General features: G+C 50.4%; 14 protein-coding genes. 8 read left to right on the top strand and 6 right to left on the bottom strand.

Features of this window, described 5'->3' with window-relative positions:
- Positions 1–27: 27 nt before the first annotated feature.
- Both lysA and P8H32_RS05800 read right to left on the bottom strand, forming a co-directional pair.
- Entirely contained in the window at positions 28–1,281 is a 1,254-nt protein-coding gene (gene lysA / locus P8H32_RS05795; protein ID WP_297292522.1) for a diaminopimelate decarboxylase, read from the bottom strand.
- Positions 1,282–1,314: 33 nt separating this feature from the next.
- The gene (locus P8H32_RS05800) at positions 1,315–1,539 is read right to left on the bottom strand and encodes a lipoprotein (RefSeq protein ID WP_301088711.1); all 225 of its coding nucleotides are present in this window, start codon (positions 1,537–1,539) and stop codon (positions 1,315–1,317) included.
- Positions 1,540–1,659: 120 nt separating this feature from the next.
- Here P8H32_RS05800 and P8H32_RS05805 point away from each other — a divergent pair, with 120 nt between their 5' ends.
- Positions 1,660–2,649, top strand: a complete 990-nt coding sequence (locus P8H32_RS05805; RefSeq protein ID WP_301088713.1) for a DUF3187 family protein — start codon at positions 1,660–1,662, stop codon at positions 2,647–2,649.
- A 19-nt stretch (positions 2,650–2,668) separates the two neighbouring features.
- On the opposite strand, the gene argH is transcribed toward P8H32_RS05805, so the two are convergent.
- On the bottom strand, positions 2,669–4,066 hold the full coding sequence (gene argH, locus P8H32_RS05810) for an argininosuccinate lyase (RefSeq protein ID WP_297292525.1): 1,398 nt from the start codon (positions 4,064–4,066) through the stop codon (positions 2,669–2,671).
- A 190-nt stretch (positions 4,067–4,256) separates the two neighbouring features.
- Here argH and P8H32_RS05815 point away from each other — a divergent pair, with 190 nt between their 5' ends.
- The 7 genes from P8H32_RS05815 (at position 4,257) to P8H32_RS05845 (ending at position 10,826) form a co-directional block, all read left to right on the top strand.
- Positions 4,257–5,327 (top strand): sensor histidine kinase, encoded by a 1,071-nt coding sequence (locus P8H32_RS05815; RefSeq protein WP_297292526.1) that lies wholly within the window; start codon positions 4,257–4,259, stop codon positions 5,325–5,327.
- Positions 5,324–6,079, top strand: a complete 756-nt coding sequence (locus P8H32_RS05820) for a LytTR family DNA-binding domain-containing protein (RefSeq protein WP_297292527.1) — start codon at positions 5,324–5,326, stop codon at positions 6,077–6,079. The genes P8H32_RS05815 and P8H32_RS05820 overlap by 4 nt, the downstream gene beginning before the upstream one ends.
- A 97-nt stretch (positions 6,080–6,176) precedes the next feature.
- Entirely contained in the window at positions 6,177–7,115 is a 939-nt protein-coding gene (hemC, locus tag P8H32_RS05825) for a hydroxymethylbilane synthase (protein WP_297292528.1), read from the top strand.
- A gap of 2 nt (positions 7,116–7,117) precedes the next feature.
- Positions 7,118–7,879 (top strand): uroporphyrinogen-III synthase, encoded by a 762-nt coding sequence (locus tag P8H32_RS05830; protein ID WP_301088715.1) that lies wholly within the window; start codon positions 7,118–7,120, stop codon positions 7,877–7,879.
- Positions 7,880–7,908: 29 nt separating this feature from the next.
- Complete coding sequence (locus P8H32_RS05835) at positions 7,909–9,027, top strand: uroporphyrinogen-III C-methyltransferase (protein ID WP_301088716.1); 1,119 nt, start codon at positions 7,909–7,911, stop codon at positions 9,025–9,027.
- Entirely contained in the window at positions 9,024–10,247 is a 1,224-nt protein-coding gene (locus tag P8H32_RS05840; RefSeq protein ID WP_297292531.1) for a heme biosynthesis protein HemY, read from the top strand. Before P8H32_RS05835 ends, P8H32_RS05840 begins: the two co-directional genes overlap by 4 nt.
- Positions 10,248–10,463: 216 nt before the next feature.
- A complete protein-coding gene (locus P8H32_RS05845; RefSeq protein ID WP_301088718.1) occupies positions 10,464–10,826 on the top strand; it encodes a hypothetical protein in 363 nt (120 codons plus the stop codon).
- A 186-nt stretch (positions 10,827–11,012) separates the two neighbouring features.
- Here P8H32_RS05845 and P8H32_RS05850 read toward each other — a convergent pair whose 3' ends face one another.
- The 3 genes from P8H32_RS05850 to P8H32_RS05860 form a co-directional block, all read right to left on the bottom strand.
- On the bottom strand, positions 11,013–12,380 hold the full coding sequence (locus tag P8H32_RS05850; RefSeq protein ID WP_301088720.1) for an aminoacyl-tRNA deacylase and HDOD domain-containing protein: 1,368 nt from the start codon (positions 12,378–12,380) through the stop codon (positions 11,013–11,015).
- A 197-nt stretch (positions 12,381–12,577) separates the two neighbouring features.
- Positions 12,578–14,677, bottom strand: coding sequence for an ATP-dependent DNA helicase RecG (gene recG / locus P8H32_RS05855; RefSeq protein WP_297292825.1), 2,100 nt, complete (start codon positions 14,675–14,677; stop codon positions 12,578–12,580).
- Positions 14,670–15,596 carry a hydrogen peroxide-inducible genes activator gene (locus P8H32_RS05860; RefSeq protein ID WP_297292824.1) on the bottom strand — a complete coding sequence of 309 codons (927 nt, stop codon included), beginning with the start codon at positions 15,594–15,596 and terminating at the stop codon, positions 14,670–14,672. Before P8H32_RS05860 ends, recG begins: the two co-directional genes overlap by 8 nt.
- Positions 15,597–15,656 lie beyond the last annotated feature (60 nt).

Consider the following 15,656-nt stretch of genomic DNA (forward strand, 5'->3'; position numbering starts at 1 on the left):
CTTTTTTAACCTTCGTTTAACTTTCTTTTAACTATCGGGTAGCAGCGCTTCGCCCAGCATTAAGTCTGCAATACTTTCCCTTGCCCGTATTTGATGGAAGTTATCACCATCCACCATGATTTCTGCGGCGCGACCACGGCTATTGTAGTTGGAACTCATAGTAAAGCCATAGGCACCCGATGATGCCACGGACAATAAATCCCCGGCTTCAAGGATTAAGTCCCGGTCTTTGCCCAAAAAGTCGCCGGTTTCACAAACCGGGCCCACTAAATCCCAGCTTTTGCTCTCGCCTTCAGTGCGCGGAGTGACAGGCTCGATATTCAGCCAGGCCTGGTAAAGGGCAGGGCGAATCATATCGTTCATCGCCGCATCGATAATGGCGAAGTTTTTGTGCGGGTTGGGCTTGAGGTATTCTACTTTGGTGAGCAGCACACCGGCATTGGCGGTAATCGAGCGGCCAGGCTCGAAGGCCAGGGCAATCTCTCTATCGCCAAGGCGCTCTAACACTTTGGCTACATACTCAGAGGGCGCCGGCGGCTCTTCATCGCTATAGCGCACTCCCAAGCCGCCCCCCAGATCCAGATGGCTGATGGTAATACCATCACTGGCCAACTGATCAACCAATGCCAGTACACGATCCAGGGCATCCAGAAATGGCGTTACTTCGGTAAGTTGCGAGCCGATATGGCAATCTACACCGATAATCTCGATATGGCTTAAAGCGGCGGCGCGCTGGTAGACCGAAGGCGCCAGCTCAATATCAATGCCAAACTTGTTCTCTTTTAAGCCCGTTGAAATATAGGGGTGAGTTTTGGCGTCCACATCCGGGTTAACCCGCAGGGAGATACGTGCAGTCACCCCCATTTCAGCGGCTACCGTCTGTAAGACTTCCAGCTCTGCGGCGGACTCAAGATTAAAGCAGTGAATACCGACTTCGAGAGCCCTGCGCATTTCCGCAGGTGTTTTTGCCACACCGGAAAAGACGATTTTAGCCGGGTCTCCGCTGGCGGCTAGCACTCGCTCCAGTTCACCCTGGGAGACAATATCAAAGCCGGCACCCAGCTTGGCCAGTACGTTTAACACGGCAATATTGGAATTGGCTTTTACGGCATAGCAGATTAGATGTTCGCGACCTTGCAATGCGCTCTGGTAAGACAAAAATTGCTGTTCAAGATAAGCCCTTGAATACACATAAGTGGGTGTACCAAAGCGTTCAGCGATTTGAGCTAAAGGAACATTTTCGGCATATAACTCGCCGTTGCGATACTCAAAAGCATCCATTGTTTCACCTGTATAAAGAGTATTGATTGAGGTTTAGTCTAGGTTATCTGTGGGCGTAGGGCCCTTGGGTTTGTCTTTTTCGGTAGCGGCTGGTGCTGGAGCTTCGTCGCTGGAGACTTCCTCGGGGTTTGCATTGGGGTCTTGTGGCAGATACAGCGGACCCTTCTGGCCGCAGGCGGTCAGGATAAGCAGGCTGCTCAAAAGAGCAGTTCTGGCTAGCGCGGCTCTAATAAGAGCGGCGACTTGGGGTGTGTGCATGATCTATTTCCAATGGTTAATGTCGGCGATTATACCGGCAGAAAGGCCGAACCCCAACGTTAATTTGCTATACTCGGCAGCGTTTAGTGACTCACAAAAAAATGTTTGGAGCACCAGGGGATGATCAACAACAAAACCGCAGGATTTTTGCTAGCGGCTGCGGCTAACTCTGTTCAGGCTGATGTTATTGATGACCCCTATGTGATGACCAATCGCAGCCCCTTTGTGCAGATCTATGGCCTACCCGCTGCACAGAGTGCCAAGCTGGCGACAGCCGGAACCAGTAGAACTGGTTTGCAGCTGGATATCAGCAATAACTTTACCGAAGACAATAAGTCCAGCGAAGCCATTTTTATTGATGGTGAAACCCATCGCGCCAATATCCAGTTTCGCTACGGACTCAATGATGCCATTGAGTTGGGTATTGATTTACCCTATCTCAGCCATGACAGCGGGAGTCTGGATAGTCTTATTGACGATTGGCATGACCTGTTTGGTTTCCCTGATGCGGGGCGCCCAGAATTTCCCCGTGATCAGCTGCAGTTTACCTATGTGCGGGATGGACAGGTTCTGAGTCGTGTCGCCAGCTCCAATGATGGTATTGGTGATGTCAGTTTGAGCATGGGGTACCAGTTATCTCAAACTGAAACCCGGCAGTGGGCTTTACGTACGGCGGTTAAGCTGCCTACTGGGGATGCAGATGATTTACATGGATCAGAATCTACCGATGTATCCTTTGGTTTAAATGTTAGTGATCAGGGCTTGTTGCAGAAATATAATATTATATTGCATGCTAGCGCCGGGGCTATGTGGATGGGCGGCGGCGAAGTTGTTGAAGAGTTACAAGAAGATTTTGTGTTGTATGGTTCTTCAACCCTCAGTTGGCAAGTCACATCGAGTGTGAGTTTAAAAATTCAGCTCGATGCTCACACGGCCTTTTACGATAGTGCATTAACCGAATTGGGTAATGACTCTGCGCAATTAATTTTAGGTGGCGCGGTTCGCTTGGGTGAACGCTGGGTATTGGATTTAGCGGTGAGCGAAGATATTGCCGTAGATACTGCGCCGGATATGGTCTTACATATCGGCATTAAGGCGATTGAGTTTTAGTGACATCAAAGCATGTTTGTTAGCGCTTACTAATCTTACCGGAGGCGCGCTTTGAGGCTGCAATGACCTGTCGTGGAGCAGTACCACCAATATGATCACGGGCAGCGACAGAGCCTTCCAGGGTCAGTACATCAAACACATCGCCAGTAATTATATCGCTAAACTGCTGTAGCTCTTCCAATGTCATCTCGGACAGATCTTTCTTTTGCTCAACACCATAGGCCACCGATTTACCCACAATTTCATGGGCATCACGGAAGGCAACACCTTTGCGAACCAGGTAATCCGCCAAATCCGTTGCGGTGGAAAAACCACGACGAGCGGCTTCTTCCATCACTTCCTTCTTAGGCTTAATCGCAGGCACCATATCGGCGTAGGCTTTCAGGCAGTCCTTTAAGGTATCAATGGTATCGAATAGAGGCTCTTTATCTTCCTGGTTATCTTTGTTGTAGGCCAGTGGTTGTGACTTCATTAAGGTCAGCAAGGAGATCAGGTGACCATTCACACGGCCAACCTTGCCCCTGACCAGCTCAGGCACATCCGGGTTTTTCTTCTGCGGCATAATCGAGGAGCCGGTACAGAAACGGTCTGGCAGTTCGATAAAATCAAATTGAGCGGAGGTCCATAACACCAGCTCTTCACTAAAGCGGGATAAGTGCGTCATGACTAAGCTGGCAAAGGCCGTAAATTCGATCGCAAAGTCACGGTCGCTAACAGAATCCAGCGAGTTTTCAGTAGGGGCATCAAAACCCAGCAGCTCAGCTGTCATTGCTCTATCAATAGGATAGGTAGTACCGGCCAGTGCCGCAGCCCCCAGAGGGCTTTGGTTCATCCGGGCACGGCAATCCATCAACCGACTGTAATCTCGCTCCAGCATTTCATTCCAGGCTAATAGGTGGTGGCCAAAGGTCACGGGCTGGGCGGTTTGCAGGTGAGTGAATCCAGGCATAATGGTGTGGGCTTCATTACCCGCCAACGTGGTTAAGCCCTGCTGCAAGCGGGTCAATTCTTTCGCAATACTGTCGATTTCATCCCGCAAATACAGGCGAATATCGGTAGCTACCTGATCATTACGGGACCGTCCCGTATGAAGCTTTTTACCGGTAATACCGATCTTATCGGTTAACCGCGCTTCAATATTCATATGCACATCTTCCAGCGTCACCGACCACTGAAATTCACCCGCTTCCACTTCACCGCGAATAGCTTCAAGCCCGGCTTGAATCTGCTGGTATTCCTCTTCAGTGAGCACGCCAACTTTGGTCAGCATCTGGGCATGGGCCAGTGAGCCGTTGATATCGTGGTGATACATCCGCTGGTCAAATTCAACGGAGGCGGTAAAACGCTCAACAAAGGCATCGGTAGGCTCGGAAAAACGTCCGCCCCAGGGCTTGATGGCTGGTTCTTTATCGGTCATGAAATCGGTTCACTGTATCTGTGGTTGGCAGTTGCGGCGGATTATAACAGAAGAGGCCGAGGGGTGGATTACAATCCACCCTACTTATGAACCTGGTTATAGTGCACCGCGTCTTTTTTGTGTTTCGCGTCTAGCGCTGATCAAGCCATCCTCTGCTATAGTTTGAACACTGTAGCTACTTCCTAGCGTTATGAATAACAACGATAAAGCCACCGATAATCAAGAGTTCTTTATTCCTGATTTGTGCAATGTGCAAGCCGTGCTGTTTTTAGTGCTGGTTGCGGAGCTGCTGGCTCTGGTTTTAGAGTTGGCCAGCGGTAGTTTGCAGGCTTTTTCCTGGCAGTCCTTTTCCTTAACCTCCTTATTTGTGCAGTGGTCCTTTTTATTGAGTGCGGCACTACTCTGCCAGATTCGTCCCGGGCTGGTTGACTGGCCATTGCCTAAAGCGGCCAGTGTTTGTTACTGCTTGATTCTGGCTGTTGTAGCATCCACCAGTATTTTTGGGCAATGGATGTTAAGCGGAGCCTTTGCGGGCAATAGTCACTGGGCCATCGATGGTGGGCGCCTGGCCACCGATGTGCTGATTTGTGCGGTATTGGCGGGGATTGCCCTGCGCTATTTTTACCTGACCCAGCAGTTGCGGTTAAACCAGCGGGCGGAACTGCAATCCCGTATTCAGGCGCTGCAATCCCGTATCCGCCCCCATTTTTTATTTAATAGTATGAATAGTATTGCCAGCCTGATTGCCGTGGACCAAGAGGCAGCAGAAGAAGCGGTTGAGGATTTGGCTGGCTTATTTCGCGCCAGTTTAGCGGAGGTTGAAACCGAGGTGACCCTGGCAGAGGAATTAGAGCTATGCCGGCGCTATGCCCGTATTGAACAGCTGCGTCTGGGCGAGCGCTTACAGATGGACTGGCAGCTGGATAAAGTATCTCACCGTATTAAGATTCCCAGCCTGACCTTACAGCCACTGGTTGAAAATGCCATTTACCACGGTATTCAGCAGCTACCCCTGGGCGGTGTGGTAACCATCAGCGCGTTTATGGAAGAGGGTGTTTTAACTCTCTCAGTGATCAACCCAGTGATGGAAAATACCCACAGCGATGTCGAAGGTCATCAACTGGCCCAGGATAATATTCACCGCCGCCTGCAGGCCTTATATGGCCCCAAGGCTGGCCTGATCACCCGTATGGTCGGTAATGATCACCATGCTGTGATCACTTATCCCATGGATGAGGCGACGCAAAAGGAAACTACATGAGGGTATTGATTGTTGATGATGAACCCTTGGCTCGTATGCGGCTGGCTCGTCTGTTGGAGCAGCAAGCTGGCTGCGAGGCAGTAGCCGAAGCCGAGACCGGGGAAGGGGCTATCACCGCTTTTAATCAGCATAAGCCCGATGTGATATTGATGGATATTCGTATGCCGGTGATGGATGGTTTGGAAGCTGCCCGTCACCTGACCAAAAGCGACGAACCCCCCGCCGTTATTTTCTGTACCGCCTATAACGACTATGCCCTGGACGCCTTTGACGCCAATGCGGTGGATTATCTGTTAAAGCCCGTCAACCGGGAGAAGCTATCCCAGGCTTTGCTAAAAGCGCAAAAGCTTAATCGCGTGCAGTTGTCTGCTTTGGTTAACAGCGGGGGCGATATTAAAGAACTAGCTACAGAACGCAGCCATATCTCCGCCAAATCCAGTCGAGGTATTGAGCTAATCGCCATTGATGAGGTGCGCTATTTTCTGGCGGACCATAAATATGTGACCGTCTTCTACTATCAGCAAGGGGAGCTTAAAGAGGTGCTGATTGACGACCCCCTAAAAGAGCTGGAACAGGAACTAGGACAAAGCTTTGTCCGTATCCACCGCAATGCGCTGGTTGCCGTGGCCCATATTCGGGGTTTGGGGAAAACCGAGCAAGGCGCCCATATTAAGATTGCCGATATGGAGCAGGGCCCCCAGGTTAGCCGCCGGCATCTGCCTGCGGTGCGTAAGCTACTGCAAAGCCTGTAAAAATTCGCCAGAAACTTTACCCTACAGCCCTTGTCCTACAGCCCCAGTCACTTATCATAGCGTCTTCTAACCCTTATCACTGAGTGACACCTGTTATATGTCCGAGCAACTGGTCCGCATTGCCACCCGAGAAAGCCCTCTAGCCCTGTGGCAGGCCGAGTTTATTAAAGCCGAGCTGGAAGCCGCCCATCCTGGTTTGCAGGTTGAGCTATTGGGTATGACCACCCGCGGCGATCAAATCCTGGATTCCCCGCTGGCTAAAATCGGTGGCAAAGGCCTGTTTGTTAAAGAGTTGGAAACAGCATTACTGGATGGCCGTGCGGATATTGCCGTGCACTCTATGAAAGATGTGCCGATGGAGTTCCCGCCCGGCCTGGGGCTATCGATTATTTGCCAGCGTGAAGACCCTCGTGATGCCTTTGTTTCCAACCACTATAAAAGCCTCAGCGAATTACCGGAGGGCGCCAAAGTCGGAACATCCAGCCTGCGGCGCCAGTGCCAAATTCGCGCCCGGCGTCCGGATTTGGAGATTATCGATTTACGCGGCAATGTGAATACACGATTGCGAAAGCTGGACGAAGGCCAATACGACGCGATAATACTCGCCAGTGCTGGCCTGCTACGTTTGGACATGGAAGACCGCATTGCCGAGCGCATTAGCCCGGAAGATAGTCTGCCCGCTGGTGGCCAGGGTGCGGTAGGCGTAGAAGCCAGAGTTGATGATGAGCGGATTAAACAATTATTAGCGCCTTTGCATCACCAGGCCACCGCTGAACGTGTTTACGCAGAGCGTGCGATGAACTTAAAACTACAAGGGGGTTGTCAGGTTCCTATTGCCTGCTTTGCGATTGCGAATCCCGATAACGACAAAGAATTATGGCTGCGCGGTTTAGTGGGCAGCCCCGATGGCAAAACCTTATTACGCAGTGAGCGCCGCGCTGGCCGAAGCGAAGCAGAGGCCCTGGGTGTTGCCGTAGCAGAAGACTTATTAGCTCAGGGCGCCGCTGAAATTTTACAAGCGGTTTACCAACAATAGCCATGGCATTGCAGACGCTGTCAGTATTGGTGACAAGGCCGCAAGGTCAAGCTAGTTCGTTATTAGCGGATATAGAAGCTGCGGGTGGCAAAGCGAGCCATTGCCCGGTAATAGATATCGTTGAGTTAAACGATGCCGACCAGCTACAACACTGCAGACAAATCATTATGGCGCTGGACGAATTCCAGCATGTCATTTTTATCAGCACCAATGCGGTTCACTATGGTATGGAGTGGATTCATCAATACTGGCCGCAGCTCCCGGTTGATATTCATTGGCACGGTATTGGAAAAAAAACGGTAGCCCAATTAATCGAGCAGGGCGTGCCTTGTAGCCCCTATGCGTTAGACGGGGCTATGAATAGCGAAGCCCTGTTGCAGACTAAAAGTTTGCAACAACTGGCGCAGCAAAAAGTGTTAATTATTCGTGGCGTCGGTGGACGAGATTATTTAGCGGAGCAATTAATCCAGCGCGGTGCTGATGTAAGCTATGCTGAATGTTATCGACGTGTTTTACCCGCGTTAGCCGATGGTGAATTAGTAGCGTTGTTTAAGCAGCAGGCCATTAATACGGTTTGCCTGAATAGTGGTGAGAGCGTAACTAACTTTTATCAGTTAATGGGTGATAATAAAATAAGCGATATAACAATCGTAGTTCCCGGCGACCGGGTAGCCGCCATAGCGAAACAGCTTGGCTTTAGTTCTATAGCGATAGCGGATAATGCAAGTGATCAGTCAATGCTGAAGGCCTTATATAATCTTTAGCTTTACCAACAAAAACGATGGAATAACGCGTGGATAATCAACAGCCAGAAAAAGAACAAGATGCCCCCAAAGTGATTGCGACACCAAAAAAACCTGCGGCACCAAAAGCAGGGCCCGGTATGGCTTTGTGGCTGCTGACGTTGGTGGTCGCCCTTGGGAGTATTGGGCTTAGCGTTTTTCTGTGGCAGGGTGATGCCGCCCAACAAAAAAACTTACAGCAAAGCCAGGCAGATATTGCCGGCGCGATTCAGCGTGTCGATACCCATGCCGATAATAATAGAAACCTCCAGCGCCAGCTCGATCAGCAGCAACAGCAGCAACAGCAGTGGCAGCAGGCGATTGAAAATTTACAGCTACAAATTAGCAGCCAGCAAAAACGTCTGCTGTCATTATCCACCACCGACCGCGATGACTGGTTATTAGCTGAAGCGGAATATCTAATGCGTCTGGCGAACCAGCGTTTATTAATGGGCAAAGAAGTCAATGGCGCACTCGAATTATTAAAAGCTGCAGATTCCATTGTAAAAGAGTTGGATGACAGTGCACTTTATTCAGTGCGTGAAGCCCTGGCCAATGATATGGCAAACCTTCGCGCTGCGGTTACCCTTGATATCGAGGGCCATTATTTACAATTGTCGGCGCTGGCACAGCAGGCGGAAACACTGCAATTAATTAAATTGCCGGAGCTGGCGGTGGCCGAGCCAGAAGCACCTGTAGTAGACACCTGGCAGCAACGCCTGGCGGTAGGATTTAAAGCCGCCCTGGATAAACTCAGCAGCTATATTCAAATCACTCGCCGCGACGATGTGTATCAACCCTTGCTGGCACCTGAATACGAGGCCGCGGTACGTCAAAATGTGCGCCTGATGTTTGAACAGGCGCAGATGGCCAGCTTGGCGGGCAAGCAAACATTGTATGAAGACAGTTTAGCTAAAGCACATCATTGGTTAAGCACTTATTACACGCTGGATAAAACCGCTACTGATCCATTGATTGCTCGCATTGAAATTTTAAAACAGCAACAGGTAGCCGTTAGCCTGCCAGATATTTCCAGCTCACTACGTGCACTTAAAACCTATATTGAAACGATTCACCAGGTTGTGCCTATTACCCAGCCTGATACAGCGGCGGAGGCGCCAGCTCAATGAAGCGCTTCTTTATTGCCAGCTTAATCGTATTAATGTTATCGGTTGCTTTGGTCGCCGCCATTGAATTGGACCCGGGTTATATTTTAGTGAGTTACCATACCTATACCCTGGAGACGAGTCTGTGGGTGGGTATTGGTTTGTTTGTAGTTCTATTTGCTGCGGTTTATGGCTTTTTCAGTGTGACCAGACGCTTGATTAGTGGTACTGGTGCGTTGAGTGATTGGGTGTCTGGTCGCGGCTATCGTCGCAGCCAACAACAGACCACCAAAGGTTTAATTGCTTTTATTGAAGGCAACTGGCAAAGCTCGCGGAGGATTTTATCCCGGGCGGCGGCAAGGTCGGAAACTCCCCTGCTTAATTATCTGGTAGCCGCCCGCGCCAGTCATGCGCTGGATGATAGCAAGCAAATGAAAAGTTTTTTAAAGAAGGCGGAGCAGAGCACCAGCGGTGCAGGTATTGCGGTGGGCCTTACCCAGGCAGAGTTGCAATTGCGCAGCGGGCGGCTTGAGCAAAGCCTGGCAACCTTAACCCGCGTCCGTCGCAATGCCGGCAAACATCCCCATGTATTGTCTTTACTGGCGCAGGCTTACCAGGGCTTAGGCGATTGGCAGGAAGTGTTGGCACTATTGCCGGAGTTAAAAAAATACAAGGTACTATCCCCCGGTGAGCTGGGCGCTTTAGAAATGACTGCCAGCAAAGAAAGTATTATGGACGCAGCCAAGTCTCGTAATGATGCATTAGCTGAACTGCAGCAATTGTGGCAGGATTTTTCCAGTGCTTCAAAATCCAACAGTGAAGTGATTGCCTGTTATGCTGAGAATATTATGGCGCTGGGTGGAATGCAGGAAGCAGAGAAGTTGATCCGCAACCGGCTGAAAAAAGACTGGAATGATCAATTAGTTTCTCTCTATGGAAAAATAGCCACCCAAGATGCCGACAGGCAGTTAATCATTGCAGAAAATTGGCTAAAAGAGCGCAATAACGATGCCGCATTGTTTTTATGTTTAGGTCGTCTATCATTGCGTAATTCTTTATGGGGTAAAGCCAGGGAATATTTTGAAAGGAGTTTGCAGTTTGAAGACAGTGGTGAAGTCTGTGCTGAAATGGGTCGCTTGTTAGCCCATCTGGGCGAGCATGAAAAAAGTAGTGAGTATTTTCAGCGGGGCTTAATGCTTGCAACTGAAGGTTTGGTTGAGCTGCCAATGCCGGAAAAACGCTGATTTATTTTAATGGCGCAATAGTTTATGATGCCGGCAAGCCTCTGGAAGGGGCTCGATAGATTTTTTTAGCCACTCACTGTAAAGGATTACACTATGCTTATTTCCCGGTTTATTTCTCGTAAAAATCATCTCCCCGTTTTTGCAACGATACAATGGCTGACCCCCGATAGTTTTCATTATTGGCAAGTGGAATGTATTTGCCAGCACTTGTTCCCAATGAATCCCTATTGTTTACCCATTAATCCCCCGGCTGGTAGTCAGCAATCGATAGCAGCGGTAGTCGTGCGGGGCACGGTTTTATTGAGTGGACGTCTGGTACCCATTCCCTCGGATGGTGGCGAGTGTTATTACCATATCTCTCGCTTGGTCGCGGTAAAGTTTTATACAGAACCTATGTTGCATGCTCTGTTAGAAGCTTTAATAGACAAGGCTAAGGCTCTGGGGGCCAGGGGCTTGATGATACATATCAAGCAGCAGTCGGAAGCGACCTGTTTGAAATTGGGCTTTACCAAAGTGGTTGCGGTTTACGATGACGTTGAAGAAAAACCTTTGCAAAAAATGTTTTTGTCGCTGGAATAGTTTTTTGGAAAAATATACCCCGTCATGCCCGCGAAGGCGGGAATCCAGTGCTGTCAATTTCCGCTTTAGCGGAAATAACAGCATAAGCATGCAGGCTGGATTCCCGCCTTCGCGGGAATGACGATAGTCATTTTCGCCGAAGCCTGCCCTCGAGCGCTTTAATCGGGGGCGGGAATGACGGAGGGATTAAGCAGCCATATTCGCTGCCATCATGTTGAGCTCTGCTGAAGATTCCATCATTGTCGCAATGGCCTCTTCGGCTTTTTCGCGGTCTAAATGCAAGCGCTCGAATAATTCGTCAGGTATCGGGGTTGAGGGGGCGTCACCAATACCGTGTTTGCGTAATAAGCGCATAGCGATAAACATCAGGTTGGCATAGGCATTATTTTCACCGTCAAAATTCGCTTCGTTTTGAAAGCGAATAGCGGTATTCACTTCGTCCGGCATACTCCAGGTTCGCATTAACCAAGCCCCTAGCTGCTCTCGAGTCACACCGAGTAAATGGCGTTCGATATGGCAGTGGTTGGAAAAAGGATTGGCTTCCTGATAGCGACAAATATTAGAGAAGTGTGGGGGGAAGACTTCAGCAAGAATTAAATAACCAAAGTTATGTAGCAGGCCTGATAAATAAGCCATGCCCATAATGGGGCGTTCTTTGGGTGGAATCGCACCGACTAAGGCTTCCACTGCGGTGGCAGCATAGACAGCTTGTTCCCAATAGGGGGTAAAACCTTTGGCACTATCTTTGGGTAAGTTCAGGGTTTTGCCCAACGACAGGCCCAGTGATAAATTTAATACCAGGTCAAAACCCAGTACCCGAACAATGGCATCGTGTACGGATTTTATTTTTCCCGGTGCGGCGTAATAGGGTGACGCAGCCCAGCTTACCACCTGTGCCGCCAGCGCCGGATCTGTTTCTACAATATCGGTAAGGTCTTTAATATCAGCATTGGGGTCAACCCGCAGTTTGATAATACGCTGTGCGGTTTCGGGCAGGGGCGGAAATTCCAGTGTCTCTTCCAGGCGCTGCTTCATTCTTATCTGGGTAAAGTTGGCAATCGCAGAGCTGATATCTGCAATATCATCAACGTCGTCCAGCGCTGCACTTTGCAGTTGTGCTTCATCCACAGTGATTGAGCCGGTTTGGGCACCATTAATCAGTTGTTTAAATTGTTCAACATTCATATTAACCAGACTACGCTCGCTACCGGTGTCGAGCTTGAGTTCGCTGCTGTCCAACAGGCTTTGGTCAATAATAATGTCCAGCCCTAAAGCCATGGGTATGGTCGGTAAGCGTTCAATTTTGGCCTTGCTGCAAATAGCTTGTACGTCATTGGGGCTGGCGGCTTTTAATTCCCGCTGCGTCAGGCGGCACAGGGCGTCAACATCCAGGATACTGTCGCTGCTGTAGATTACCTGAACCTTTCCTTTGCTATCTTGCAAGATGGTGGTCCTCGCCTGGCCTATAAGACTGGCGGTGGGATGCGCGTCAACAACGGCAAATTCGATATTGTGCTTGGTTAAAATGTCTTCAATGACAGCGGGCACTGACATGGGTTGCTCCTCAATACAGCATTTTGGTGGTACATATCACCAGGATTGTTGCCTAAGCTATTGTTGCCTAAGCTTTAGAATCTGGCGAATTATTTATTGGAATAGGAATTGTAGCTCAAGACAGGCTTTTTGCCGTGTATCAGTGCTGAAGTTGGCTAGTCTGGTGTGAGCTCCGTCGCAGAATTGGCGTTCTAACGTTAGACCTGGGCATATTGCTCGCCGTCCGCCAGCCAGCGCTGGATCAAGGGGTCTACCGCCTGGGGCTGTTGCTGCAGTATCTGTTGTGCCGCTATGTTGACCTGGTCGAGCAGGTGGCTGTCCCGCTCCAAATCCGCTATGCGCAGCTGTAGCAGGCCGGTCTGGCGGGTGCCCAGTAGTTCGCCGGGGCCGCGCAGTTGCAGGTCCTTTTCTGCGATCACAAAACCATCGCTGCTTTGACGCATCGTCTGCAAGCGCTCTTTACCCTGTTGCCCCAACGGCGCTTGGTACATTAATACACAGTGGCTGGCGGTGCTGCCCCTGCCAACTCGACCCCGAAGCTGGTGCAGCTGGGCAAGGCCCAATCGCTCTGCATTTTCAATAATCATCAGGCTGGCGTTGGGTACATCCACCCCCACTTCAATTACAGTGGTAGCGACCAATAAATCCAGTCCATTTTCCTTAAAGGCCTGCATCACGGAGGCCTTTTCATCGGCTTTCATCCGTCCATGGATCAGGCCCACATTCAGTTCAGGCAATAGGGCTTGCAGGTTTTCGCAGGTATCTTCAGCGGCCTGGGCTTCCAGGGCTTCGGACTCTTCAATCAGGGTACACACCCAATAGGCCTGGCGGCCTTCACTACAGGCATTGCGAACTCTTTCGACGATTTGTGCCCGGCGGGCGTTATCAATCACCACCGTTGTAACCGGTGTTCGCCCCGGTGGCAGTTCATCAATCACCGAGGTATCCAGATCGGCATAGGCGCTCATGGCCAGAGTTCTGGGGATAGGGGTGGCGGTCATAATCAATTGATGAGGGTGGCCAACAGCTGCTGAGGCTTTTTCTTTTAACGCCAGTCGCTGGTGAACCCCAAAGCGATGTTGTTCATCAATAATGGCCAGGCCCAGTTTGGCAAACTGCACTTCATCCTGAAACAGGGCATGGGTCCCCACTACAATATCGACCTGCTGATTAATCATCGCTTCCAGTTGCTGCTTTCGCTGTTTGCCTTTGACTTTGCCGGTCAGCCAGCCGATGGATAAACCCAGCGGTTGCATCCAGTGGCCGAAGTTAGTGAAGTGTTGCTCCGCCAGGATTTCTGTGGGCGCCATAATAGCAACCTGATAACCACAGGCGACAGCCTTTAGGGCCGCCAGTGCAGCGACTACCGTTTTACCTGAGCCGACATCCCCTTGCACTAATCGCAGCATAGGTTTGCTTTGTTCAAGGTCATGGTTAATTTCAGTGACCACACGTTGCTGGGCACCGGTTAGCTCAAAGTCCAGCTCCTGTAAAAATGCCCGGGTTTGTTGTTCACCGCCAATCAGTGACGGCGCACCTTCAGCGCGGGTTTGGCTTCGCAGTTTCAGCAAGCTCAGGTTGTGAGCCAGTAATTCTTCAAATGCCAGGCGTTGTTGATAGGGGTGTTCGCCCTCTGTTAGCAAGCCCACCGGTGCATCGGTGGGTGGTCGATGTAAATAGATCAGGGCTTGTTCCAGGCTAACAGTATTGCCGTTAAGGTGAAGTGGTTTAGGTAGCCACTCGATCAAGGTGTTAGGCTTAACTCGTTTTAGTGCCTGTTCGCTAAGTTTACGCCATGCCTGTTGGCTCAGTCCTTCTGTACTGGGATAAATGGGCGTCAGTGATTCTTCCGTGGGGGCCTGTTGGTCTGTGACCAGTTTGTATTCCGGGTGATAGAGCTCAAGGCCGCTGCTGCCACGCCGTGCTTCGCCAAAGCAGCGCAATCGGCTGCCATGACTTAAATTATTTTTTTGCGCGGCGGAAAAATGGAAGAAGCGCAGCGTCACCGTGCCAGTGCCATCCTGTAGTCGACAAACCAGGCTGCGGCGGCGACCAAACACAATATCTGCCGCTTTAACTTCGCCTTCAATAACGGCATCCACGCCTGCCTGTAAGGCTCCAATCGGTGTAATCCGGGTTCGATCCTGATAGCGCAGGGGGAGATGGAACAAGATATCCTGAACACTATGAATACTTAGCCCCGCCAGCTTCTCGGCCATTTTGGGACCAACGCCTTTCAGTTCTTGAACCGGTATTTGATCGAGTGTTTTATTGGCTGTCAAAACAGGCTTACCCATTCACTGCTTTGCCAAGCTGGCATTGTTTAATGGCCAGGCTTAGGGCATCAATAGCCTGGTGGCGAGGGAAGCTGGCTCGCCAGGCCAGGGCGACGGTACGACTGAACTGGGTGTTGGCAAGGGGGCGAGTGACCAGTGCGCCGTTACCGTATTGGTCGAGTTGTGCCGCTGAGGCTGGCAAAACGGTAATACCGAGGCCGGAGGCCACCATATATTTCAGGGTTTCAAGGGAGCTGCCTTCCACCACAGATTGCAGCGGGTGATTGCCGCTGGCAAAGTTTTTTCTAAGGCCGGGGCAGGCTTCCAGCACCTGATCCCGGAAGCAGTGGCCTTCACCTAACAACAGAACCTGTTCTTTTTCCAGTTGTTTGGCGGTAATGGTTTTGCGCTCTGCCAGGGGGTGGTCTTTGGCTAACAGCACAACAAAGCTTTCTTCGTACAGGCTTTGGGTAACCACATCGGGTTCATTAAAGGGCAGGGCAATAATAATGGCATCCAATTCACCCTGACGCAGCTTCTCTCGCAATATAGCCGTGTAGTTTTCTTCGATATAGAGCGGCATCTTGGCGGCGTTTTTTTGCAGCTGGGGAACAAAGTGTGGGAATAGATAAGGGCCAATGGTGAAGATAGCGCCAATAGAGAGTGTGCTGCCCAGCGGGTCTTTGCCCAGGTTGGCCATTTCGCTAATCACATTGGCCTGCTCTAAGACGGCTTGTGCTTGCGCAATAATTTGTTTTCCTAGTGGGGTTGCGCGCACTTGGCTGCGGCTGCGTTCAAACAGGGAGACATCCAATTCCTCTTCCAGCTTTTTAATAGCAACACTTAAGGTCGGTTGGCTAACAAAGCATTTTTCCGCCGCCTTGCCAAAGTGGGCGGTTTGATGGAGGGCGACGATATAGCGCAGTTCAGTCAGGGTCATGATCTTTGCCTGTTTTATGCTGAAAGCACTAGATTAATATTTTCTATCAAAAGGTGCTAT

The organism is Oceanicoccus sp. (assembly GCF_029238675.1).
Classification (GTDB): Bacteria; Pseudomonadota; Gammaproteobacteria; order Pseudomonadales; family Dasaniaceae; genus Oceanicoccus.

What these genes read in the sequence shown, in the direction of transcription:
- lysA (WP_297292522.1), bottom strand. Translation starts at nt 1,281, where the DNA reads ATGGATGCTTTTGAGTATCGCAACGGCGAGTTATATGCCGAAAATGTT.
- P8H32_RS05800 (WP_301088711.1), bottom strand. Translation starts at nt 1,539, where the DNA reads ATGCACACACCCCAAGTCGCCGCTCTTATTAGAGCCGCGCTAGCCAGA.
- P8H32_RS05805 (WP_301088713.1), top strand. Translation starts at nt 1,660, where the DNA reads ATGATCAACAACAAAACCGCAGGATTTTTGCTAGCGGCTGCGGCTAAC.
- argH (WP_297292525.1), bottom strand. Translation starts at nt 4,066, where the DNA reads ATGACCGATAAAGAACCAGCCATCAAGCCCTGGGGCGGACGTTTTTCC.
- P8H32_RS05815 (WP_297292526.1), top strand. Translation starts at nt 4,257, where the DNA reads ATGAATAACAACGATAAAGCCACCGATAATCAAGAGTTCTTTATTCCT.
- P8H32_RS05820 (WP_297292527.1), top strand. Translation starts at nt 5,324, where the DNA reads ATGAGGGTATTGATTGTTGATGATGAACCCTTGGCTCGTATGCGGCTG.
- hemC (WP_297292528.1), top strand. Translation starts at nt 6,177, where the DNA reads ATGTCCGAGCAACTGGTCCGCATTGCCACCCGAGAAAGCCCTCTAGCC.
- P8H32_RS05830 (WP_301088715.1), top strand. Translation starts at nt 7,118, where the DNA reads ATGGCATTGCAGACGCTGTCAGTATTGGTGACAAGGCCGCAAGGTCAA.
- P8H32_RS05840 (WP_297292531.1), top strand. Translation starts at nt 9,024, where the DNA reads ATGAAGCGCTTCTTTATTGCCAGCTTAATCGTATTAATGTTATCGGTT.
- P8H32_RS05845 (WP_301088718.1), top strand. Translation starts at nt 10,464, where the DNA reads ATGAATCCCTATTGTTTACCCATTAATCCCCCGGCTGGTAGTCAGCAA.
- P8H32_RS05850 (WP_301088720.1), bottom strand. Translation starts at nt 12,380, where the DNA reads ATGTCAGTGCCCGCTGTCATTGAAGACATTTTAACCAAGCACAATATC.
- recG (WP_297292825.1), bottom strand. Translation starts at nt 14,677, where the DNA reads ATGGGTAAGCCTGTTTTGACAGCCAATAAAACACTCGATCAAATACCG.
- P8H32_RS05860 (WP_297292824.1), bottom strand. Translation starts at nt 15,596, where the DNA reads ATGACCCTGACTGAACTGCGCTATATCGTCGCCCTCCATCAAACCGCC.